Annotated in this window: 23 protein-coding genes; 15 read left to right on the forward strand and 8 right to left on the reverse strand. The window is 69.1% G+C overall.

All coding sequences use genetic code 11. From position 1 onward, the window contains the following. Positions 1-354 precede the first annotated feature (354 nt). Complete coding sequence (locus AB0C30_RS31225) at positions 355-576, forward strand: hypothetical protein (RefSeq protein ID WP_357951386.1); 222 nt, start codon at positions 355-357, stop codon at positions 574-576. A gap of 198 nt (positions 577-774) precedes the next feature. Here AB0C30_RS31225 and AB0C30_RS31230 read toward each other — a convergent pair whose 3' ends face one another. Continuing rightward, on the reverse strand, positions 775-990 hold the full coding sequence (locus AB0C30_RS31230; protein WP_357951388.1) for a hypothetical protein: 216 nt from the start codon (positions 988-990) through the stop codon (positions 775-777). A gap of 492 nt (positions 991-1,482) precedes the next feature. On the opposite strand from AB0C30_RS31230, the gene AB0C30_RS31235 reads away from it, so the two are divergent. Continuing rightward, positions 1,483-1,752 carry a hypothetical protein gene (locus AB0C30_RS31235; RefSeq protein WP_357951390.1) on the forward strand — a complete coding sequence of 90 codons (270 nt, stop codon included), beginning with the start codon at positions 1,483-1,485 and terminating at the stop codon, positions 1,750-1,752. An 85-nt stretch (positions 1,753-1,837) separates the two neighbouring features. Here AB0C30_RS31235 and AB0C30_RS31240 read toward each other — a convergent pair whose 3' ends face one another. Both AB0C30_RS31240 and AB0C30_RS31245 read right to left on the reverse strand, forming a co-directional pair. After that, complete coding sequence (locus AB0C30_RS31240; protein ID WP_357951612.1) at positions 1,838-2,032, reverse strand: CsbD family protein; 195 nt, start codon at positions 2,030-2,032, stop codon at positions 1,838-1,840. A gap of 94 nt (positions 2,033-2,126) precedes the next feature. Then, the gene (locus AB0C30_RS31245) at positions 2,127-2,642 is read right to left on the reverse strand and encodes a hypothetical protein (RefSeq protein WP_357951392.1); all 516 of its coding nucleotides are present in this window, start codon (positions 2,640-2,642) and stop codon (positions 2,127-2,129) included. Positions 2,643-2,814: 172 nt separating this feature from the next. On the opposite strand from AB0C30_RS31245, the gene AB0C30_RS31250 reads away from it, so the two are divergent. From AB0C30_RS31250 to AB0C30_RS31260, 3 genes are all read left to right on the forward strand, one after another. Further along, positions 2,815-3,933: an NAD-dependent epimerase/dehydratase family protein gene (locus AB0C30_RS31250; protein WP_357951394.1), complete on the forward strand. Its 1,119-nt coding sequence runs from the start codon at positions 2,815-2,817 to the stop codon at positions 3,931-3,933. 428 nt (positions 3,934-4,361) lie between these two features. After that, positions 4,362-4,784 carry a hypothetical protein gene (locus tag AB0C30_RS31255; RefSeq protein ID WP_357951396.1) on the forward strand — a complete coding sequence of 141 codons (423 nt, stop codon included), beginning with the start codon at positions 4,362-4,364 and terminating at the stop codon, positions 4,782-4,784. Between the two features lie 6 nt (positions 4,785-4,790). Further along, the gene (locus tag AB0C30_RS31260) at positions 4,791-6,104 is read left to right on the forward strand and encodes a hypothetical protein (protein ID WP_357951398.1); all 1,314 of its coding nucleotides are present in this window, start codon (positions 4,791-4,793) and stop codon (positions 6,102-6,104) included. Between the two features lie 165 nt (positions 6,105-6,269). On the opposite strand, the gene AB0C30_RS31265 is transcribed toward AB0C30_RS31260, so the two are convergent. From AB0C30_RS31265 to AB0C30_RS31280, 4 genes are read right to left on the reverse strand one after another with little or no spacing between them, the layout of a single operon-like run. Beyond that, the gene (locus tag AB0C30_RS31265; RefSeq protein ID WP_357951400.1) at positions 6,270-8,132 is read right to left on the reverse strand and encodes an ABC transporter ATP-binding protein; all 1,863 of its coding nucleotides are present in this window, start codon (positions 8,130-8,132) and stop codon (positions 6,270-6,272) included. 34 nt (positions 8,133-8,166) lie between these two features. Beyond that, entirely contained in the window at positions 8,167-9,195 is a 1,029-nt protein-coding gene (locus tag AB0C30_RS31270; RefSeq protein ID WP_357951402.1) for a BadF/BadG/BcrA/BcrD ATPase family protein, read from the reverse strand. After that, positions 9,192-10,091, reverse strand: a complete 900-nt coding sequence (locus AB0C30_RS31275; protein ID WP_357951404.1) for an N-acetylmuramic acid 6-phosphate etherase — start codon at positions 10,089-10,091, stop codon at positions 9,192-9,194. Before AB0C30_RS31275 ends, AB0C30_RS31270 begins: the two co-directional genes overlap by 4 nt. Positions 10,092-10,099: 8 nt before the next feature. Further along, positions 10,100-12,304, reverse strand: a complete 2,205-nt coding sequence (locus AB0C30_RS31280) for an alpha-N-acetylglucosaminidase TIM-barrel domain-containing protein (protein ID WP_357951406.1) — start codon at positions 12,302-12,304, stop codon at positions 10,100-10,102. An 87-nt stretch (positions 12,305-12,391) separates the two neighbouring features. Between AB0C30_RS31280 and AB0C30_RS31285 the strand changes: the two genes are divergently transcribed. The 9 genes from AB0C30_RS31285 (at position 12,392) to AB0C30_RS31325 (ending at position 20,568) form a co-directional block, all read left to right on the forward strand. After that, the gene (locus AB0C30_RS31285) at positions 12,392-13,639 is read left to right on the forward strand and encodes an ROK family transcriptional regulator (protein WP_357951408.1); all 1,248 of its coding nucleotides are present in this window, start codon (positions 12,392-12,394) and stop codon (positions 13,637-13,639) included. A 50-nt stretch (positions 13,640-13,689) separates the two neighbouring features. Then, on the forward strand, positions 13,690-15,009 hold the full coding sequence (locus AB0C30_RS31290) for an extracellular solute-binding protein (RefSeq protein WP_357951410.1): 1,320 nt from the start codon (positions 13,690-13,692) through the stop codon (positions 15,007-15,009). Next, positions 14,999-15,958: a sugar ABC transporter permease gene (locus AB0C30_RS31295; RefSeq protein ID WP_357951412.1), complete on the forward strand. Its 960-nt coding sequence runs from the start codon at positions 14,999-15,001 to the stop codon at positions 15,956-15,958. The genes AB0C30_RS31290 and AB0C30_RS31295 overlap by 11 nt, the downstream gene beginning before the upstream one ends. Positions 15,959-15,960: 2 nt before the next feature. After that, positions 15,961-16,776, forward strand: coding sequence for a carbohydrate ABC transporter permease (locus AB0C30_RS31300; protein WP_357951414.1), 816 nt, complete (start codon positions 15,961-15,963; stop codon positions 16,774-16,776). A gap of 192 nt (positions 16,777-16,968) precedes the next feature. Continuing rightward, entirely contained in the window at positions 16,969-17,169 is a 201-nt protein-coding gene (locus AB0C30_RS31305; protein WP_357951416.1) for a ferredoxin, read from the forward strand. Continuing rightward, a complete protein-coding gene (locus AB0C30_RS31310; RefSeq protein WP_357951418.1) occupies positions 17,166-18,353 on the forward strand; it encodes an FAD-dependent oxidoreductase in 1,188 nt (395 codons plus the stop codon). The genes AB0C30_RS31305 and AB0C30_RS31310 overlap by 4 nt, the downstream gene beginning before the upstream one ends. An 18-nt stretch (positions 18,354-18,371) precedes the next feature. Next, a complete protein-coding gene (locus AB0C30_RS31315) occupies positions 18,372-19,589 on the forward strand; it encodes a cytochrome P450 (protein ID WP_357951420.1) in 1,218 nt (405 codons plus the stop codon). Positions 19,590-19,621: 32 nt separating this feature from the next. Further along, entirely contained in the window at positions 19,622-19,816 is a 195-nt protein-coding gene (locus AB0C30_RS31320; protein ID WP_357951422.1) for a ferredoxin, read from the forward strand. 119 nt (positions 19,817-19,935) lie between these two features. Further along, positions 19,936-20,568 carry a hypothetical protein gene (locus tag AB0C30_RS31325; protein ID WP_357951424.1) on the forward strand — a complete coding sequence of 211 codons (633 nt, stop codon included), beginning with the start codon at positions 19,936-19,938 and terminating at the stop codon, positions 20,566-20,568. Here the strand turns inward: AB0C30_RS31325 and rfbB are convergent. Further along, the gene (gene rfbB / locus AB0C30_RS31330; RefSeq protein ID WP_357951426.1) at positions 20,454-21,437 is read right to left on the reverse strand and encodes a dTDP-glucose 4,6-dehydratase; all 984 of its coding nucleotides are present in this window, start codon (positions 21,435-21,437) and stop codon (positions 20,454-20,456) included. The two genes, AB0C30_RS31325 and rfbB, sit on opposite strands and share 115 nt — an antisense overlap. Positions 21,438-21,687: 250 nt before the next feature. Between rfbB and rfbA the strand changes: the two genes are divergently transcribed. Next, positions 21,688-22,590 (forward strand): glucose-1-phosphate thymidylyltransferase RfbA, encoded by a 903-nt coding sequence (gene rfbA / locus AB0C30_RS31335; RefSeq protein WP_357951428.1) that lies wholly within the window; start codon positions 21,688-21,690, stop codon positions 22,588-22,590. Positions 22,591-22,640 lie beyond the last annotated feature (50 nt).

Here is a 22,640-nt window from a genome sequence, read left to right on the forward strand (position 1 = left end):
AGCCGTGAACGTGGGCGTTTCCCAACCTTGATCACGATGGCGGGAACGCCCACGTGACCGGCATCAGAACCCGGGCCGTTACCCCCTGCCGGGCCCTCCTCGGCGCTTCCTCGACGCCCTGGCGGTTTCCCGGCGATTGGGTACGGAGAGCCAGAACGTCAGCAGGACCGACCCGGCACCATGGCCCTGCTGGCGGTGGCGGGCTGGCGGGTTCACGAGAGTCAGGCTGCCCGCAATGCCATGGTTGCCGTGCTGCGCGACCCCCTCCGGGGCACGCTCGTACACCACAAGACCGTCCGGTTGTGGACGTCGCCTCACATCGGCCGCTGGGCGGGCCGATGACCGGGCACATCGATGCCGTCAACGCCGTGGCCTTCACTCCCGACGGCCGCACTATGGCCACCGGGAGCAGCGACCGTCCTCGGCGCGCTCGGCGGCGTCGAGGAGATGGGCGACGCCGCGGCCAAGGCCGCCGCCATCCACGCGTATGTCACGCAGGTGAACGCCGCTGTCATCAGCCGCTCCCTCACCCCGGCCCGAGCCGCCATCCTCAAGAAGCTGGCGGCCGCCCTGTAACCCACGCCCCGGGGGTGGGCGGGCCACCGGCTCCCCGGTTACCCGACATAGCTGGGTGGGCCACCGGCTGCCTGGTAAAGCCGCCCCGACGCGGTGGGCTATCGGACGCCCGGTGGCCCACCCCGCGCGCGGAGGCGGGTCTCCCTAACTGAGCCGTGAAGCGGCTGGAGCGAGACGGCTGGGCGAATCGATCGCCCGCTAGGGGCTATTCTGCCCTCGGTCGAATGCCCCTGTGTGGTTCATGATCGTGGTGACGAGGGTGGCTGTCGCGATGAACGTACCCCCGCTCCATCCAAGGGCTCCTACCATCGGCACCCCATTCTCTCTCGCCACGATGAAGGCTATGAGTGCGATCACCAGCGAGAGAAGCATGTCGATGGTTAAGCAGAGCGCGATGCGCAGGGTGATGCTCACTTCTTTCTCATTTCGGTCCGATGGATCGAGATCGGAGAAAGCGTGCGGCGCTCGGTCGACCTCGGCGACGTCAATGTCCGGATAGGTAAGGCGGGAACTGCCCCTTTCGTCTGTTGATCTAGTGGGAGGCTCAGGCTGGCGTCAGGACGGATCGCCGTTTCGGCGGTGCTCGTCCATCGCCGCCCTAGATTATGGCGGTTCGCGACCTGCCGCGCAGGTGCAGATGCATGTGCATGTATGGATTTTCCCCTGCGGGATGACAATCCTCCACCGGCGCGGCTTCTCGGGAGAAATTGCCGATGCGTTTAGGTCTCATAGAAGCACATAATCCACAGAACGTTAATATGTGACTACGTAAAGTATCTGCACGTGCAGGCTGGCCGGGCTGGGCTGGGGCGGCCGCTGGCCCTTGTAGGCCGCGCCGGTGGGTGCTGGTCGTGGCGGTGACGGCCGCGGTGGTGGCGCCGTGGCGGTGGTCCTGGTGGCGATGCGGTGGGACGCCACGACAAGATCGCGAGCGCCCTGTCGGCCCTGGCGGCGCTGGACGCGGTCGGAGTCGCGGTGTGGGCGGCGCTCCCGGTCCTCCCGCCCCAGACCGATGTGCGGACGTCGAACACCGGGCAGGCCATGGCCGGTCGCGGTGGCCGCGCCAACAGCGGGGCGTCGGGGAAGGCGCCGGAGGGTCGGATCCAGGTGGACCGGACGGGGGAGGCCGACGCGTCCAAGAGCGGCGAAGCCAACTCCGGAGCCGAGCTCGACTGACTTGGTGATCGTCACAGCGTCGGGGCCGCTCTCGCGCGGTCAAGCGCGAGAGCGGCCCCATGTCCGGAGGTGTTCGTCGTGGCCGTTACTTCTTGAAGGCGTCCTTGACCTTCTTGCCGGCGTCCTTGACCTTCTCGCCGGCCTGTCTGAGGCCCCCCTCGGCCTGTTCTGTACGCCCTTCGGCCCGCAGGTCCTCGTCGTCGGTGGCCTTTCCGAGGGCCTCCTTCGCCCGGCCCTTGAGCTCCTCCGCCTTGTTCCGGATCTTGTCATCGGCGCCCATGTCCATGCCTTTCTCATCGGTTCCCGGAAACTCCCACTTTCCGAACAGACCGACTAGAAACATGGGGGCCGGTCAGGCGAGGCCCCGCCCCGGGTTAGTTGACGCAGTCCTGCTTGTGGAGCCCCAGCGCCATCTCGTACACCTTGCCCTTGTTGAGGAGGAAGGAATAGTAAGCATGCGCCTTGCCGGGGATGTCGACGTACGGGTAGCCGCTGGCGGCCGTCTTCAGCTTGGGATAGGCCTTCTTGATCTGCCGGTACGTGGAGCCCAGTCCGATGCCCTCAGGGGTCTTGGCGCCCTTGGGCGCGAAGATCACCGCAACGCCGTGCTTCTTGGAGATGAAGAGGCCGACGGAGTCGCGGCCTACCGGGTGAGCCTTCAGGCTCCAGCCGGTGCAGGTGGGGGAGACGCCGGCCCCGTCGGCGGGCGTGATCTTGCCGCTGGCCTTGGCCGCCTTTGTGCTCATCCCCAGCGTGATGCCCCCGTATCCGGAAGGGCCGAAAGTGGCGGGCGCGGTCGCGGCGTGCGCCGCTGGCGCGAGGCCGCCCAGCACCAGCCCTGCGGCCAGGGTCGTGCCCAATACGGTACGGGTCATCGTGTGTGTGGTCATGCACGGTTGGATGGACGAATGAGCCGCGAAGTTCGCACGAGACGAGGTTCTGACAACTGCTCCCGCTCGAAGTAGCCTCGAGATCGGGCCGTGGACCGTACGCGACACCGGGCCCGAAGACCGCACGGTCTACGCCAAAACCTCGCTCCTTCCTCCTTCAACGAGGGACGACATGCCGACCACGAGATCGTCATCAGGAACGGACAGTCGCCGGCTCAACGACCCCATTCTCGTCACCGGTGGCAGCGGCCACGTCGGCTCGCACCTGGTCAGCCGGCTGCTGCTCGACGGTCACCGCGTGCGCGCCACGGTCCGCTCGCCCGCCCGCGAAACCAGCCTCCGCGAGGCGGTGGCCGCGGCCGGCGCCGATCCAGGGGATCGGCTCGACGTCTGCCACGCCGATCTGTCCGCGGACGACGGTTGGGCCACGGCCACGGCGGGCTGCGCCTATGTCCACCACGTCGCATCGCCGCTGCCCGCCGCTCAGCCAAAGGACGACGACGAGCTGATCGTCCCGGCCAGGGACGGAGCGCTGCGCGTCCTGCGTGCCGCCCGCGACGCCGGTGTGGCGCGGGTGGTGATGACCTCGTCGTTCACCGCGGTCGGGTACAGCCGTAAGGCGAGCGACGAGTACGACGAGCGCGACTGGACCGACCCCGCCGACGACAACACGGCCTACACCAGGTCGAAGACGATCGCGGAGCGCGCGGCCTGGGACTTCGCGCGGACCGAGGCCGATGACCTCGAACTGGCCGTGATCAACCCCACCGGAATCTTTGGTCCGCTGCTCGGCCCGCACCTGTCGGTCTCCACCATGCTCGTCAAGACGATGCTCGACGGGGACATGCCGGTCGCGCCCCGTGTCTTCTTCGGCGTGGTGGACGTGCGGGACGTCGTGGACCTGCACGTGCGGGCCATGATCCACCCCGCCGCGGCCGGACAGCGGTTCCTGGCCAGCAGCGGCGAGATGATCAGCTTCCTGCACGCCGCCCGGATCCTGAGCGACCATCTGGGCGAGCTCGCGGCCAAGGTGCCGAAGCTGGAGCTCGCCGACGAGCAGGTCAGGGCCGCGGCGCGGACGAATCCCGAGTTGCGGGCGATGGTCGACCAGCTGGGCCGCACCCCGCTCGTCCACGCGGACAAGGCTCGTGAGGTCCTCGGCTGGCAGCCGCGCGCCCCGGAGACCGCCATCGCCGACACCGCGGACAGCCTCATCCGCCTCGGCCTGGTGGCGAGCCGACCCTCGGCCACCAGTCGTTCGGCGACGTTCGGCAACCGATCGAGATCATGAACCCGAGGGCGGGGTGTGCTCGCAAATAACAGAGCACTCGCTCTATAATGGTGTATCGTCGTTTCCGGCGCTGTGAGGTGTGCGGCGGCCTGTCGCCAGGCCGATACTCACCCGACCCGATCTTCCACGGATATTTGAGGAAGTAGTTCTGGGCTGATAATCAGGAGTTTTGATGTTGGCAAATCTCTCTCGGTCTTGCTCCCTGACCTTGTCAAAGGCCTCGGCGGGTTGATCAGACAAGGCGAGAAGTTCGCTTTGGAAGCGTCGCCGCAGCATGCTCCTGTCCCCGGCGGAGGTATCCGAGCTTGGGGTAGCGGTCGCATCAGGGGCGCCGAGGCCGAGATTTAATGGGCGCCCATTGAGCACTGCGTCATGGGCCAACGGGATATTCGCAATCGACGACTCAAGCGCGATTTAGGAGCGTGAGCATGGCGCCAGAATCGATACCACCCAAGGCCCTGGAAGACAGCTGGCCGGGTCTGGAGGCGGAGCGAGATGGCGTCACCTACAACGAAAAGGTGATCAGGGAAAGTGCCAAAGCGCTGAGAGAGGCGCTGGGGCGCTTCACCGGCGAAGGCGGCAGCGCCAAGGGGAGCAGCCTGGCCGCCGGCCAGGGCTCCATCGATGATCTGACCAAGTACGCCGCGCTCGAGGAGCTGAGGACCCAGTTGCAGAGCGTTGCCCGGTGGGAGGGCGGTCGCACGTTCGCCAAAATGCTGGAGACCTGCCACCAGGAGTTCACCACGATCTATCGAGAGGTCCACAAGAACTTCGATATCGCGATTGCGCTGCTCGACGCCGGTGCGGGCAAATACAAGGACGTCAGCGACGCGAACACGGACGGAGCCTAGCCACCCATGGTCGAGAAGACCGACAAGAAGACACACTGGCTCAAGCCCTCCCGCGGTGAGGACTGGACGATCGATAACGACGACCGCAGATTTGAGGAGGTCAGGGACTTCATCAAGGGCATCAGCGTCAAGGAGATTCAGGATGCCGGCGCCTCCTACGTGGACGCGTGTTCGGTCGTCGCCAACGCCCAATGGGTGCTCGGACAGGAAGCCGAGGCTCTCGCTAAGGTCTGGGAGGGCAAGGCCTCCGTAACGGCACAGCGGGCCCTGAGAACTCTTTACATAGCGCTCGGCGAACTCTCTGACAAGCTGCTGGCGATGGGCCGTCCGCTCGAGACCCTGGCCGGAGTGGTACGCCAACACCAGGAGTCCATCGACGGCGAACTTCCGGAGGCGGAGCGCGAAACCTCGAATTTCGGCTTCAGGCGCGATGGTCACGGCGACCTCATTTTTAACGGAGTCCTGCAGTCGGGCAAGCATGGCGTGGATTTAACCTGGAAGAATCTGGGTAAGCTGGCAGGACTGCAGCTGGAAGCGTTCAGCAAGGACCTCGAGGCGATCTACAGCACCCTTCCCAAGACGGTGGAGATGGAACTGCCCGCCATCGCCTATCCGGTGGCACCGCATGAGAAGCCCGAAACGGTCGACTACAGATTCGGCGAGAGGCCGTCCGCCGGAGCCTCCGACCGCTCCCCCTCCCATATAAGCCCCACTGGCACTGACCGCTCAGGCGGCGGCCCTGCGTTACCTGCCGGCGCGGACTCTTCCGCACCGCATGGCGAGCGCGCCCATTTCCCTGGTGATCCCGAGGACCGGGACAGGGCGGACCTCAGCCAAGGGCCGGACAGCCGATCGTCCGACGCCGCCCCGGGCAGCACGAACGCACCCCGTTGGCCGGCCATCCTCGACGCGAACGGCAACGACACATCGCCTGGCGACCCCACCCACGGCTCGAACGATCCCACGAGCGCCCTGGATCGGCCTACCAACCTGCATACCAAGCTGGCAGACTTCCAGCGCCCAATCGACTCGGACAGCGGTCCGATCCACTCCACCCCCAAGAGCCCGAACCACTCCGCGGCCACCGACCCCGGCAATCCCGGCGCCGGCATGGGCAGTGGATCGGGAGCCCCGGCGACGATCAACGGTATTCGGGCCACCGCCACGAACGGGACGGGCTCCCCCTTCATGCCGATGAGCGGGATGGCCGGTGCGAGCGGCCAGGAGGACAAAGAGCGCGAATCCGCCACTTGGCTCCACGAGGACGACGACGTCTGGGGCGGCGACATGGACGGTGTGGTCCACGACAGAATCGGCTGATTGCCCGCCAAGCGCCACCGCAAGGCCCGTGTCGTGTCCGGTCGCCGTCACCAGCGGTGCTGAGAACATTCTGCGTATCGCGTCACCAGTGGTGCTGAGAACGTTCTGCGTATGACGGCCGGCGACGACGGCGTGTGGTTCGCCGTCGCCGCCGTTGCTCCGCGGTTATCGGTAGGCGCTGGCTTGGAGGGTGTAGAGGTCGGCGTACAGGCCGTCCAGTGACATGAGGGTGTCGTGGGTGCCCTGCTCGGTCACCTTGCCGTGCTCCAGGACATAGATGCGGTCGGCGTAGCGGACGCTGGCCAGCCGATGGGTGATGAGCAGGACGGTGCGGCCGTCGGAGTGGCTGCGGATGCGTTCGAACAGGGCGTGCTCGGCGCGGGCGTCGAGGGCGGCGGTCGGCTCGTCGCAGATGAGCAGCGCCGCGTCGCGGTGGAAGCCCCGGGCCACCGCGATGCGCTGCCACTGGCCGCCGGACAGCTCGTGGCCGTCCTTGAAGCGCCGGTCGAGCAGCGTGCGGTAGCCGTGGGGGAGGTCGCCGATGACCACGTCGGCCCCGGCCACCTCGGCGGCCGAGTGCAGGGCCGCTTCGCCTTTGTCGGTGCCCATGGTGATGTTGTAGCGGGCCGTGAGCGGCCAGCGGGTGTGGTCCTGCGCGATGACCGCGGTGCGCAGCCGGAGGTCGTCGGGTTTGACGTCTTTCAGGTCGATCTCGTCCCAGGCGACGGTGCCGCTGTCGGGTTCGTAGAGGCCGGAGAGGATCTTGGCGAGGGTGGTCTTGCCCGAGCCGTTCTCGCCGACGAAGGCGACGATCTCGCCGCGCTTGATCTCGATGGACACCTCGCAGAGCGCGGGCTCGTCGGCGCCCGGATAGGTGAAGGACACCTTGTCGGCGACGATGCACTGGAAGGACTCGGGCGCCGTGAGCGGGCGGGGGCCGGGCAGCCGGCGTTCGGCGTCGGCGCAGAACTCCAGGAAGTCGGTGAAGTAGAGGCCCTGCTCGTAGAGGCGGTTGGTGGCGTACATGAGGCTGCTCAGGGACTGCTGACCGGATCTGATCGCCAGGACGGCGGTGCCCGCCACGGCGAGCGGGATCGCGGCGATGGCCAGCAGGATGCCGAGCGCGACGTAGACCACGCCGGTGCCCAGGCCGCCGAAGGCCTCGCCCACGAGCCGGGCCACCGTCTGCCGTCTGGCCAGCAGCAGGAGCACCTCCTGCTCGGCCTTGGCCACCGCGTCGTACATGCGCAGCAGGAAGCCGCGCATCGTGAACGAGCGGACCTCGGCGGCGGCCTCGCGCTCGGCCAGCAGTTCGGCAATGATCCACTTGCGGCGGCGGGCCGGGATGAGGGAGTACATCGTCGAGTAGCGCATCCGTGCGCTGCGGACCGCGGCCCAGGCGTCGGGCAGCACCGCCAGCAGGAGCAGCGGCAGCAGCACCGGGTGGAGGACACCGAGCACCCCGGCCACGGCCGCGAGGCCGACCACGGCCGTCACCACGTCGATGGCCGAGGACACCACCGAGTCGGCCACCGCCACGCCCCGCATGTTGGCGCGTTCGAGGGAGTCGTGGAAGTCGGGGTCGTCATAGGCGACCAGGTCGACGCGGCTGGTCAGGCCGTAGAGCCGCTCCTCGGTGTGCCGGGCGATCTGGGGAGTGAGGCGGGACTCCGCCCAGCCGGCGCCCGCTTGCATGGCGGTGCGCAGGGCGGCGGCGGTGGCGACGAGGGCGAGGCTGGGCAGCGCGGCCATCACGCGGTCGGGGGTGGGACCCTGGCTGAACAGGGCGGCGAGCACGCCGGTCGTGGCCAGCAGCCCGAAGGCGGTGAACACCCCGCCGAGCAGGTTGAGCGCGATGGTGGCCAGGGTGTCGCGCGGGCTGGCTCCCCAGGCCATGCGCAGCGCCTGGCGCACGAGGGAGGGGAGCCGGCGGGCGATGGTCAGGAAGCTGACTTCCGCCATCTTGTCGGTGTGGGCGTGCCAGTCGGCGATGGAGATCTCGCCGAGTTCGAGAGGCTCGTCAGACATACGCTCAGTGTGCACTCGGGCACCGACAGTTTCATCAGGTCATCTTCTCCGGGGCCGCCGCCGATGCTCGGCGCCGTTCCGTACCGCCTGTTCGTCCGCTGTTCGGCCGATCCTGTGACGCCTCGGTGAAGACGTAGACATAGGGGTGGTACGGCCGTACCGAACCGTCGGCGGCGGCCCGCGCCAGGGCGAGCGCGCCGTCGGCGGAGTTGCCTCGCGGCGGTTCGAAACGAGCCTCGGGAAGCAGCGTACGGACAGTGCTCTGGAAGGGCTCCATCAGCAGATCCGCGGCGTCGAACAGCCGGCCGCCCCAGGAGAAGACCGGGTCGAGCCCGGACGCGGCGGCCAGCGCGGTCTGGCCGAGCTGCCGGCCGGCCTCTGTCCAGATCTGCCGCGCCACCGGGTCCCCGTCACGGGCCGCCTCGCCGACGGCCGGTGCGAACGAGGCGAAGTGGTGGGCCGCCGACCCCGCCGCGTACACCAGCGCCACCAGCTCCGAGGGGGGCCCGAAGTGCGCCGTCAGGCGTTCGAGAAGCGCGGGCGACCCGCCGGCCCGGCCGTCATGCGCGCGCAGAGCGGCGTGGAGGCCGCGCATCCCGATCCAGGCGCCGCCGCCGTGGTCGCCGAGCAGGTATCCCCACCCGTCGGACTGGTTCCAGACGCCGTCCAGGTCGGTGCCGAGAGTGATGACGCCGGTGCCCGCGGCGACGACGACGCCGGGCCGGAACCCGAGCGCGCCGACGTGCGTGGTCACCATGTCACCGGTGACCACGAGCGTGCCCAGGCCGAACCGCCCGCGCAGGGCGTGCCAGAGCGTGCTCGGGTCCGGGACCAGGCCCGGCAGTCCTGTCGTGCCGATCGCCATGCCGGCGAACCGGTCGAGCTCCCGGCCGCCCAGGGCGTTCTGGATGACCCGGATGATCCGCGCCGCGAGCCGATCGAGGTCGACCCTGCCCTGAACGCGCGGCACCGGGGACGCGTCGTCCCCGGACACGATCGACCCGCCCGCCTCGATCCGCACCCTGATCCCGCCACCGCCGACGTCCACGCCCGCCAGGTTCATCCGGCGTCCGCCAGCGCGGCGACGGCCGCACGGACGCCCGGATGCCGCTCCAGCGCGGTCCGCGCCTGCTCGGCCGAGCAGCCGGTGAGCAGCCGTACGAGCGCTTCCGGGATGTTGCCGCCCGCGTCGGCCAGGACCGCGCGGCAGCTCGCCTCCTCCTCACCCGTCGCCTCGACGAGCAGGCTCACCGCGCGCTCGCCGAGCTTGGCGTTGGTGGCGACCAGCCCGACCATGAGGTTGCCGTACGTCCGGCCCGCCTTGATCATGAGAGCCGTCGAGAACGAGTTGAGTATCACCTTCGTCGCCGTACCGGCCTTGAGCCGGGTGGAGCCGGTCAGCGCCTCCGGCCCGGTGGCGGCGACGACGTTGATCTCGGCCAGCTCGCGGAGCGGAGCGTCCGGGTTGCAGGTCACCAGCACCGTGAGGGCGCCGGCGGCGCGGGCCGCGCGCAGCGCGCCCGCCACGTACGGGGTGGACCCGGACGCCGTGATCCCGATCGCCACGCCGGCCTCGTCGAGGACGGCGGCGTCGGCGGCGCCCAGCGCCTCGGCGTCCTCCTGGTCGACGGAGGAGTCGGTGACGGCGGCGAGCCCACCGGCGAAGTGGGCGGTGAACAGGCCACGCGCCGCCCCGAAGGTCGGCGTGATCTCCGTGGCGTCCAGCACCGCCAGCCGTCCGGAGGCGCCGGCGCCGAAGTAGTGCACAGTTCCGCCCCGGTTCAGCCGGAGATGTGCTTCGTCCACCGCGCGGGCGAGCTGGTCGCCGGCCGCGCCGACGGCCTCGACCGCCCGGGCGTCCTCCTCTCGCAGCAGGCGGAGGACCTCGCGGGACTCCAGGGTGTCGATGTCGGCGGTGCGTGGGTTCCGGCGCTCGGTCGGAGGTACCACCTGGGGCATCGTTCTCCTCATCGATCGTGTTCGTACGTCGGGGTAAGTGAGCCGGCCTGCTTGTACGTCTGGGCAAGCGAGTCGGCCTGGTCCGCGTAGGCGGCGAACAGGCGGCGTGACTCCGTGGCGAGGTCGCCCAGGTCCTGCGGCGCCGCCGCCGGGCCCTCCCGCAGGAAGAGCTCGGCCCGGTCACGGAGCCGCTCGTCCAGGTCCGCATCGGGGCCGTCGCCGGGCGTGGCGAGCGCGTCGTTGAGGCCACGCGCCCACAGCTCCCAGCGGTCGCGGTAATAGCCGCCGACGAGCCCGCTCCAGTGCCGCCCCGCGTAGTCGTCGAGCAGGGGGCTGGAGGAGGTGCCCCAGACCGTGATGATGCGGCGGGCGTTGTCCCGCAGGACGTCGCGTTCGGCCGGGTCAGTCGCCCACGACAGGGCCTTCGACTCCCAGCGCTGGAAGGTGTACTCGGGGCGAGCGGCCAGCATCCGGTCCAGGTCATCGAAGACGCGCAGGAACCGGTCGACATGGGGCCGGCTGGCCGTACCGAGCGCGGCCGACCGCTCCACGGCGTCGAGGTAGTAGCGGTCGGCGACCCTGACCATGAACGCGATGCCCACCTCGACGAGGTCGTGCCCCAGCGGACCGGTCACCAGGTCGTGATCGTGCTCGGCCACCTCGATCATCCGTTCCCAGGCCGCGGCCAGCTCCGTCGGGTCGTACCAGAGGGTGCCGGTGACGTTGGCGCGCGCCTCGGCCATCCCCGCGTAGGAGGGTTTGGCGGTGAGGATGCCGTTGAACTGCGCGGGGTAGATCCGCAGGCCCCGGGTGTCGTAGACGGTGTTCAGGAGCCCGCGCCAGGCGGTCCGCAGCGCGGCCGCGCTCCTGTCATAGCGCTGGGCGACGAAGGCGTCGAGCCAGGCGTCGAGGTCGGTGACCCGGTTCCAGATCTGGTCCGTCACGAGCTCGAAGAAGACGGGGTTGTTGCGGGTGGCCTCCATGGACAGGCCGAGGCCGGTGGGCGGGTTCGGCGCCGCCAGGGCGGTGTCGATCGCGGCCGGCACCGCCCGCAGGTCGGCGACCGGGTCGGTGCGGCCGCCGAAGTTGAGCAGCGCGCACCAGAGCCAGGGCTTGCCGGAGAACTCCTCGAAGCGCTCCCAGAGCGGGTCGTACTCCGCCCACAGGTCCGCGACGAGCATCCGGTCATTCGGGATCGCGTCGAGGAAGGCGGTGACGCGGTCCTCGGTCCAGAAGTCCCGCTGGTAGGAGAAGGGCCAGGCCTGCATGAGCCAGACCGCGTCCGGATCGGCGGCCCGCAGCCCGGCCAGCGTCGCCGTCGCCACGGCCCCGGGGAAGGAGGGGTCGGCGTCGACCGGGATCATCTCGATGAACGGATCTGCGGCGTACAGGTGATCGGTGCCGAAGAGCTTGATCTGGGCGCGGGCGATCTCGGTGCTCAGCCGCTCGTAGAGCGGGTCTGCCGGGTCGAGGACCCAGGTCTCGAACCCCTGCCAGTCGCGGCGCGCGGCCCGCGACGACGCGGCGATCTGGTGCGGGACGTGTCCGGTGAAGGCCGGAAGGACGGGCGTCATGCCGAAGGCGCGCTCGCGGTCGAGGATGCGCGCCCCGAGCTCGCGATGACTGTCGATCCAGGACGCGGGGAGCGGACCGGCGAAGCCATCCATACACCCCATGAACTGGAATGGAAGGTAGCCTGGCCCGCCAAGGAAGCCACGGATGGTGTGATCGTCGAGACCGAGGCGGGAGTAGGCGGCGTGCAGCGCGGCCTCGTGGCCGGTGATGGCGAGCGGCATGGTGATGCCGTGCAGCGCCATCCAGTCGATCTCGCGCTCCCAGTCGGCCCAGTCCCAGTACGGCATGGTGTAGCTGAACGTACAGAAGTTGAAGTAGTAGCCGTCCTGGACCCGCGCCGAGCCCTGCCGGGGCGGGCTGTCCGCGAGGGACGTCAGCCGCAACGGCAGCACGGTGTCCCAGCCCACGGACAGCTCGCAGCATTCCCGCAGATAGTGATGGAGAGCGACCGCAGCGCTCACGCCGTCCGTCGCGGCGACGGTGAGCGCTCCGTCCCTCGCCTCGTACTCATAACCACGCCCCGCGCCTTCGCGCGTGACGAAGCGGATCGACTCGGCCACCGGCCCGAGAACGCGGTGGGCGAGACCGCTGACGGTGTCCGCCCACGGCGGGGGCTGCTCGTCGTCACCGGATGACATCGCAGGTCACACCCCTCGACGAATTAGTTCCGTACGGTCCATAATTATTATGCTAGCGTACCCGCAAGTCGAGACCAGGGAGACGTCATGGAGCAGGTGGTCGCCGTTGGCACGCAGTTCATGCGTGAGGTCAACGCGGGTGCCATCCTGCGGCGGCTGCGGACCGAGACCAGCATGAGCGTGTCCGCGCTGGCCAAGGCGGTCGGGCTTTCCCGGCAGGCGGTCACCCGTTCGCTCAACGCGCTGGCCGCGGAGGGACTCGTCGAGTTCGGCTCCCTCGATCGCGACTCCAGCAGGGCCGGACGGCCCGCGCAGCTCGTCCGCTTCCGGGCGGAGGCGGGCTACGTGCTGGGCCTCTCGATCAGCCCGCAGGAGCTGCGGGTCGCGGTCTCGGACCTGGCCGGTACGGTCGCCGCCGCCGACGCGGTGCAACTCTGCGGCGGTTCCCATGGTCAGCAGGTGGTGGAGACACTGCTGCCCGCGGTGGCACGCACGCTGGAGGCGGCGGGCATCACGACCGGCGACCTGTGGTTCGCCTCGGTGGGCACACCCGGCATAGTCGACCCGGCGACCGGGATCATCCGGCTCATCCCGAGCATGCCCGGCCTGACCGGCGACCTTCTCCATCGCCGGATGAAGGACGCCCTCGGCTGCCCGGTCTACCTGGACAACGACGTCAAGCTGGCCACCCAGGGCGAGCGGTGGCGGGATTCCGAACGCCGCGAGGACTCGCTGGTGATGGTTCACTGGGGCGAGCGCGTCGGCGCCGGCATCGTGCTGAACGGCGAGCTCTACCGCGGTGCCTCCAACGACGCCGGTGACGTGGGCTTTCTCGACCTGTTCGCGGCCACTCCCCCCGAGCCCCGCCATCCGCACGGCCTCGGCCCGTTCGAGGACTGGGTCGGCGGCGAGGAGATCGTCCGGCTGGCGAAGGCGGCGGCCGAGCGTGACGGCGACGCAGCCTTCCGGGCCCGGCTCGAAGCGGCGGGGGAGCGGGCGTTCGACGCCGTGCTGGACGCCGTCGTCGACGGCACACCCTCGGCCCTGGACGCGCTCGACGTGGTCGCCCGCCGCTTCGCCAAGGGCGTCGCGGCGATCCGGGCGATCCTCGACCCGCGGCTCGTGGTCATCGGCGGGCCGCTGGCCAGATGCGGCGAGACATTGCTCGCCGCGGTCCGGCGGCACCTGGCCGAGCAGCCCCTGGACCAGCCGGCCCTGGAGGTCTCGACTCTCCAGGACGACGCCGTCGTCCACGGGGCCCTGCGTCACTCGCTGGAGGAGATCGAGCGAACCAGGTTCGACCTGGTGAGAAGCGGCCGCCAGGAGGTCCGTTGAAGAACCCGGTTGGAGTTTGGCGACTCGGAGATAGGCGAAAGGTCATGCACATGGCAACACCAGGTCGGTGGCAGGCGCTCGTGGCGCTCGGCACCGCGGCGACACTCACCCTGACGGCCTGCGCGGGCACCGGCGGCACCGCCGCCCCGAGCGGGGACGCGGCGAAGAAGATCGACGTATCGACGACCATCCCCAACGACCCGGTCACGCTGACCCTGGCCTACAGCAACGATCCTCCCACCCAGACCCTCATCGACGGCTTCACCAAGAAGCACCCGAACGTCACGATCAAGCCCCAGATGACGCCGTTCAACGACTACGTCAAGTCGATCAAGCTGTCCATGTCGTCGGACGCGGCCCCGGACATCGCGCAGTACAACCCGGGTGCGATGAACTCCCTGGTCCCGGCCGGCCTCATCCTGGACCTGGGCCCGTGGAACAAGGCGTACGGGTGGACCGGCAAGTTCCCGCCCTCCAGCCTCGAGGTCCTCAGCTCCGACAAGGCGGCCAAGCAGTTCGGCACCGGCGGCCTGTACGCCGTGCCGGGCGGGCTGTCGGTGGTCGGCGTCTACTACAACAAGAAGATGGTCAAGGAGGCGCCGAAGACGCTGGCCGAGTTCGAGGCCGCGATGCAGAAGGTGAAGGACGCCGGCCAGACCCCGCTGAGCCTCGGCGCGCTGCAGGTCGGCGGCTTCCACCTGTGGAACGCGCTGCTCAACGTCACCGGCGACGTCGACGCCTACCGGAGCTGGGTCTACGGCAAGCCGGGCGGGACGATCAAGACCGACGCCGCGAAGAAGGCCTCCCAGACGCTGATCGACTGGTCGAAGAAGGGCTTCTTCCCCGCGGGCGCGAGCGCCACGGCGGACCCCGACGCGCTGGCGAACTTCTCCAAGGGCAAGAGCGCGTTCCTGGTGACCGGCAACTGGGGCGCCACCGCCGTGGAGAAGGAGCTGGGCGCCGACGCCGGCTTCTTCCTCATGCCCACTGCATCGGGCGAGCCGGCCAAGGTCGCCTCGGGGGCGAGCGTCGCCTACGCCATCTCGGCCAAGACGAAGCACCCGAACGTCGCCGCCGCGTTCCTCGACTACCTGAGCTCGCCGGAAGCGGCGAAGATCGAGTTCGACGGCGGGTTCATGCCGGTCGACACCAAGGCCGAGCTCGGCGCCCAGGGACTGCGCGGCGAGATCGCGACCGCCTTCACGCCGGTGGCGCAGGCCAACGGGATCGTCCCCTTCCCCGACTACGCCTCGCCCGGCATGATCGACAAGCTGACCCCCGGCATCCAGGGGCTTCTCAGCGACAAGATGACCGTCGACGACTTCCTGAGCTCCCTGCAGGAGTCGTGGGACGGACACCATGGCTCGTGATGTGAGCACGTCCATCTCCCCGCCGCGGGCCACCCTGGCCCGCGGCGGGGAGCGGGTGGCCGACAGCGGGCGGGCTCGCCCGCCCCGGCGTGGCGGACGGGCCCGCGGCTGGCTGTACGTGCTGCCCGCGCTCGCCGCCTACCTGGGGTTCGCCATCTGGCCGGCGCTGAACACGGTGCGCCTGTCGCTGCTGAACTGGGACGGCATCCTGCCCGCGACCTTCGCCGGCCTGGACAACTACGTCAAGATTTTCCGTGATTCGGCGTTGTACGAGGCCATCCTGCACAGCCTCCTACTGATCGTCTTCTTCTCGTTCATCCCCATCGGGGTCGGGCTGTTCATGACGGCCCTGCTGATGGGCAAGGTACGCCGGGGGATGACGTTCTTCCGGACCGTGTTCTTCCTTCCCCAGGTGCTGCCGCTGGTGGCCGTCGGCATCACCTGGCGGTGGCTCTACAGCGAGTCCGGCGTCGTCAACCAGGTCCTCGACCTGGTGGGGCTGGGGGTGATCACCCGCGCCTGGCTGGGCGACTACGGCCTGGCGCTGGTCGCGCTCGGGCTCATCGGGACCTGGGTGATGAGCGGGCTGTGCATGATGCTCTTCCTGGCCGGCGCGCAGAAGATCGACCCGTCCTTGTACGAGGCGGCCACGCTCGACGGCGCCGGGGCGTACCGGCAGTTCCTGCACGTCACCCTGCCCGGGGTGCGCAAGGAGATCACGATCGCCGGCGTCATCACCACGATCGCCGCGCTGGCCAGCTTCGACCTCGTCTTCACCACGACGAACGGCGGCCCGGCGGGGCAGACCAATGTGCCCGGCCTGCTGGTCTACCGGCTGGCCTTCAACGAGGGGAACATCGGCGGCGCCAGCGCGCTGGCCGTCGTGCTGACCGTGATCGTGATCGCCGTCGTCGGTGCCGTCCGATACTTCACCAGGGATGAGAGTTGAGCATGCGCGGCGGTGTCGGAATCCGGTACGGAGTGCTCGTCCTGATGGCGGCCATGATCCTGGTGCCGTTCGTCGGCATCGTCCTGGCCGCCCTGCATCCTCCGGGCTCGCAGCTCAGCGGGCTGAGCATCCCGGACCGGTGGTCGTGGGAGAACTTCGCCCTGGCCTGGGAACGGGGCAACTTCACCGCCCTCATGCGCTCCAGCCTGCTGATCGCGGTCTTCGTTGTGCCGATCGCGGTGGCGTTCGCCACGCTGGCCGGCTATGGGCTGACGGTCCTGAAGGTGTGGGGCAACCGGGCGCTGTCGTTCGGGTTCGTGCTGGGGCTCACGCTGCCGATCGAGGTCATCGTGGTGGCGCTCTACTTCAACCTGCGCGAGGTCGGCCTCACCAACTCCTACGTCGGCATCATCCTGGCCGAGGTGGCGCTGTTCATGCCCTTCGGCGTGTACTGGATGCAGACGCACTTCTCCAACATCCCCGACGAACTCGTCGAGGCGGCCCGCATCGACGGCGCCCGGGACTTCATCGTGCTGGCGCGGGTGCTGCTGCCCATCTCGTGGCCGCAGATCACCACGCTGTCGGTCCTGTACTTCATGTGGTCGTGGAACCAGTTCATGCTGGTCCTGGTCATGATGCAGGACCCGGACCGGCGTACGGCGCCGGGCGGCCTGGGGCTCTTCGTCGGCCAGTACACCACCGACATCCCGCTGCTGGCGGCGGCCTGCCTGATCGTCGTCGCGCCGATCGTGATCGTGTACCTCATCTTCCAGCGCAGCTTCGTCAACGGCATCACCCAGGGCGCCATCAAGGGTTGACCAGGATCGCCCTGCCGCCGCCCGTGTTCGAGCACCGGGCGGCTCTTGGCGTTTCCGTACGCGCACGTCTCGGCCCATTTTAAATCAGTCGCTTGACTTAACGTTGCGACCCCGGTTAACTGACCACGAACCGAAGGAGGTTCTCGCGGAGGGCACCTCCACCACCCCGTAGAGGCACAGGAGGGACTCTCGATGAAAGTACGCGTGGACGAGGACAAATGCTGCGGCGCGGGCACATGCGTGATGCTCGCGCCGGAGGTGTTCGATCAGCGGGAAGAGGACGGGATCGTGATCCTGCTCGACGCCGAACCGGCCGAGCAGCTGCACACCACGGTCCGCGAAGCGGCCAGCATGTGCCCGGCGGCCGCGATCGAGCTGAGCGAGAACGCGTGAGCGCTCCCTCCAGCGTTCTGGTGGTCGGCGCCTCGGCCGCCGGGCTCGCCACCGCGGAGGCGTTGCGGCGCAAGGGCTACCAGGGCGGCCTGACCGTCCTCGGCGCGGAGCCGCACCTGCCCTACGATCGGCCGCCCCTGTCCAAGCAGGTCCTCTCCGGCGCCTGGGACCCCGAACGGGCTCAGCTGCGACCGCAGACCGCGCTGTCCAGTCTGGACGCCGAGTTCGTCCTCGCCGATCCGGCCGTCGGCCTGGACGTGGCCGTACGCACCGTGCACACCGCGGCCGGGCGGGCCCTGCGGGCCGAGGCCATCGTCGTGGCCACGGGACTGCGCGCCCGGACGCTGCCCGGGCAGGCGGATCTGACCGGGGTCCACGTACTGCGCACGCTGGACGACGCGCTGGCCCTGCGCGCGGATCTGCTGACCGCCTCGCGGCTCGTGGTCGTGGGGGAGGGGGTGCTCGGCGCCGAGATCGCCGCCACCGCGCGCGGCCTGGGCCTCGAGGTCACCATGGCCGGTCCTCTGGCGGCACCGCTGGCCGGCCAGATCGGGCCGTCGGTCGCGGGACTGCTCGCCGAACTGCACACCGAGCGCGGCGTCCGCCTGCGGCTCGGTGCCGGCGTCGACCGGCTCACCGGCCAGGACGGCAAGGTCACGGGCGTGCGCCTGGACACCGGCGAAGTGCTGCCGGCCGACGTGGTCGTGGTGGCGATCGGCTCCGACCCGGCGACCGGCTGGCTGACCGACAGCGGCCTGCGGGTGGAGAACGGACTCGTGTGCGACTCGCGCTGCCGGGCGGCCGAGGGCATTTACGCGGTCGGCGACGTGGCCCGCTGGCACCACGACCGGTTCGGCACCCTGCTGCGGCTGGAGAACCGGACCAACGCCACCGAACAGGCCAATATTGTCGCGGCCAACATCCTCGGCGACGACCAGCCCTACTGCCCGGTGCCGTACTTCTGGACCGACCAGTTCGACACCAAGATCCAGGTCCATGGCGTGTTGCCCGTCGACGCCGAGGTGACCGTGGTGGAAGGCGAGCGTTCGGCCCGCCGGTTCGTCGCGCTCTACCACAGTGACGGCAGAGTCACCGGCGTGCTCGGCTGGAACATGCCCAAGCAGACCCGCCTGCGTCGCCAAGAGGTCGTCGACGCGCTCCCCGACTTCGTCTCCACCCACTGACTTCCCTTGGAGAACCTGATGACCAGTACGTTGGACTCCGCGGCCGAGATTCCGGACTACCCGATGACGAGGGCGGCCGGCTGCCCGTTCGATCCGCCTCCGGTGCTGCGGGAGAAGCAGAAGGAGGGCCCGCTCACCAAGGTCCGCCTGTGGGACGGCAGCACGCCGTGGCTGGTCACCCGTTACGCCGATCAGCGGGCGCTGCTGGCCGACCCGAGGGTCAGCGCCGACGCCTACCAGCCCGGCTATCCGAGCCCGACCGCCCTTGTCGGCTCGGGCTCGCCCATCAGCTTCATCATGATGGACGACCCCGAGCATGCCCGGCTGCGGCGGATGGTGACGGCGCCGTTCACCATCAAGCGGGTGGAGGCGATGCGGCCGGCCGTACAGAAGATCGTGGACGACCTGATCGACGACCTGCTGGCCGGGCCGAAGCCGGTCGACCTGGTGGAGGCGTTCGCGCTGCCGGTCCCGTCGCTGGTGATCTGCGAACTGCTCGGCGTCCCGTACGCCGACCACGACTTCTTCCAGGACAACAGCAAGACCATCATCAACCGGGACGCCGACCCCGAGCAGCGGGCGGCCGCCCTCGGCCGGCTGGCCGGCTACCTGGACACGCTGCTGGGCGAGAAGCTCGCCAACCCCGGCGACGACCTGCTGTCCGGGCTGACCGAGCGGGTCAAGAGCGGGGAGCTGTCCCAGCGGGACGCGGCCGGGATCGGGGTGCTGCTGCTGATCGCCGGGCACGAGACGACCGCGAACATGATCGCGCTGGGCACGCTCGCCCTGCTGGAACACCCCGACCAGCTGGCCCTCCTGCGCGACACGGCGGATCAGAAACTGGTCACCTCGGCGGTGGAGGAACTGCTGCGCTACCTCCACATCACGCACAACGGGCGGCGCCGGGCGGTGCTGGCGGACATCGAGATCGCCGGACAGGTCATCCGCGCCGGCGAAGGGCTGATCATGGCCAACGACATCGGCAACCGCGACCCCGACGCCTTCCCCGACCCCGACCGGCTGGACCTCCAGCGCGACGCCCGCCACCACGTGGCCTTCGGCTTTGGCATCCACCAGTGCCTGGGCCAGCCGCTGGCCCGGATGGAGCTGCAGGTCGTCTACAGCACCCTCTATCGGCGCATCCCCACCCTGCGGCTGGCCACGGACCTGGACCAGATCCCGTTCAAGCACGATGGGTCCGTGTACGGGGTCTACGAACTCCCCGTGACCTGGTGACCTTCCCCCACAACGACGATCAAGAGGATCCCATGAAGGTCATCATCGACCAGGACAAGTGCGTCGCTTCCGGGCAGTGTGTGGTCGCCGCGGCGGAGGTGTTCGACCAGCGCGACGAGGACGGCATCGTGGTGCTGCTCAACCCGGACCCGCCGGCGGAGCAGGCCGCCGACGTCAGGCATGCCGCGGTGGTCTGCCCGGCGCTGGCCATCCACATCGAGGACTGACACCCGACCCGGCGCCCCCCGCACGCGCGACGGGGCGCCGCTGCGGCGACCGTCTGACCAGGAGGTTTATCCTTCGCGCCCTTCGGTAGTCCACCCTGTGACGAACGGGGGCCGACGCCATGCGAAAGAAGCCGATCCTGCGTTCCGGGGCCAGGGGCGCGATCGCCGCCATGGCGATGTCCGGCCTCAGGCAGTTCTCCACATCGATCGGCCTGATGGAGAAGGTGCCGCCGGAGGCCGTGCTGGAGCACACCGCGCCCCGATTCTTCCGCGGTGTCCCGGCCGCTCGCCGGCCCGCGATCATCGAACTCGCGCACTGGTCGTACGGGGCGTTCGGCGGCGCGCTCTTCGGGGCGCTGCCCGAGTCCGTGCGCCGGCACCCGTGGGCCGGGCCCGCCTACGGCCTGCTGGTCTGGGCGGGCTTCCAAGCCGTCATCGCGCCCGCGCTCGGCCTGCCGCACAAGGACAAGACCACAGTCACGGAACGTCTGACGCTACTCGCCGACCACGTGCTGTACGGGATCGTGGTGGCCGCCTCTCCCTGGCCGCACCACGACATTCCTGAAGACGCCGCACCGGAACGCCCAACCGGCCACCGCGAGCAGCCGACGCACTCGGACGCGTCCGTGGCTTGTCGTCACGCGCCTGGCGGCGTGCGGGCGGGCAGGAGTGGCTCCCACCAGGGGCGATTGTTCCGGTACCAGGCGACGGTCTCCGCCAGGCCGGTGTCGAAGTCCTTGCGTGGCCGGTAGCCCAGCTCGGTGCGGGCCTTGGTGCAGTCGACCGAGTAGCGGAGGTCGTGGCCCTTGCGGTCCTCGACGTAGGAGACCTGGTCCCAGTCGGCGTCGCAGGCTTTGAGGAGCAGGCCGGTGAGCTCCCTGTTGGTGAGCTCGGTGCCGCCGCCGATGTTGTAGATCTCGCCGGGACGGCCGCCGGAACGGACCAGTTCGATGCCCCGCACATGGTCGTCGATGTGCAGCCAGTCACGGGTGTTGCCCCCGTCGCCGTACAGCGGCACCCGCCGGCCGTCGAGCAGGTTGGTGATGAACAGGGGGATGACCTTCTCTGGGAAGTGATGGTGGCCGTAGTTGTTGGAGCAACGGGTCACCCGTACGTCGAGACCGTGGGTGCGGTGATAGGCCAGGGCGAGCAGGTCGGAGGCCGCCTTCGAGGCGGAGTAGGGGGAGCTGGGCCGCAGCGCGTCGCTCTCCAGCGAGGAGCCCTCCGCGACCGAGCCGTAGACCTCGTCGGTGGAGACGTGCACGAAAGTCCTGAGGCCGCTGCGGACCGCCGCGTCGAGCAGGGTCTGGGTGCCGGTCACATTGGTGCGCACGAACTCGGCGGCACCCATGATGGACCGGTCGACATGCGACTCGGCCGCGAAGTGGACCACCTGGTCGTGGCGGGCGACGAGCTGCTCGACGAGTCCGGTGTCGCATATGTCGCCCTGGACGAAGGTGAACCTCTCGCTCGTACGGACCTGCTCAAGATTCGCCGGATTGCCCGCGTAGGTGAGCTTGTCGAGAACGGTGATCTCCACGTCCCCGTCGGTCCCGCCGAGCAGGGTGCGTACGTAGTGGGAGCCGATGAAGCCGGCGCCGCCCGTCACCAGGATCCTCATCGGGTGATCTCCTCCCCAGGCTTCAGCACTGGACGCCGCTTCCCTGCGGTCACGATCTGTCTTTCGCCGTGGAAATCATATCGCCGGTAAACCGGGCGCAACCGTTTAGTGGCCGACATAGGGGGGCGCGGGGGGATGGCTAGGGGGTGAACGAGGGTCGTCTTGGAGTCCATTCCGATGTGCAGCGGTGTGATGCTCGGTGCACGAATATCGACTCCGGCTACCGGTTTTCCCTGACGAAGGGTATTTCGTGAAAGGCATAATTCTGGCCGGCGGGCACGGGACCCGGTTGTATCCTATTACGCTCGCGGTCTCGAAACAGCTCCTGCCGGTGAACGACAAGCCGATGATCTATTATCCCTTGTCCGTGCTCATGCTGGCGAATATCAGAGAGATCCTGGTGATCTCCACCCCGGAGGACCTGCCGAACCTGGCACGCCTGCTGCGAGACGGCTCCCACCTCGGGCTCGACATCAGCTACGCCCGCCAGGACGAGCCCGTCGGCCTGGCCGACGCCTTCATTCTCGGCGCCGACCATATCGGCGACGATTCCGCGGCGCTCGTGCTCGGCGACAACATCTTCCACGGAAATTCGTTCTACGACATCCTCCAGGAGAACACCGCGGACGTGGACGGCTGCGTGTTGTTCGGCCATCCGGTCAGCGATCCCGAGCGCTACGCCATCGCCGAGAGGGACGCGCTCGGCGGGCTCGTCTCCATCGAGGAGAAACCCGCGCACCCGCGTTCCAACTGCGCCGTCGTCGGCCTTTATCTCTATGACAACGACGTCATCGACATCGCCAAGAACGTCCAGCCGTCCGCTCGCGGAGAGCTTGAGATCACCGATGTCAACCGGGTGTATCTCGACCGGGGCAAGGCGAAGTTCGTCGAACTCGGCCGCGGGTTCGCCTGGCTCGACGCGGGCACGCCCGACTCCATCCTGCAGGCCAGCCAGTACGTTCACATGCTCGAAGCCCGGCAGGGCGTACGCATCGCCTGCGTCGAGGAGATCGCGCTGCGGATGGGCTACATCAACGCCGAGCAGTGCCACCGCCTCGGCGCGGAACTCCTGCCCTCCAGCTACGGCCGGTACGTCTGCGCCCTCGCCACCGAGTTCCGCCATGCCCGTCAACCGGCCGGCTCGTTCTCCTAGAGCCCCTAGAGATCGCCGATGGCCGGCCACCCCCGGCCACGATCACCGGA

This window comes from Nonomuraea sp. NPDC048901 (assembly GCF_040649695.1).
GTDB lineage: Bacteria > Actinomycetota > Actinomycetes > Streptosporangiales > Streptosporangiaceae > Nonomuraea.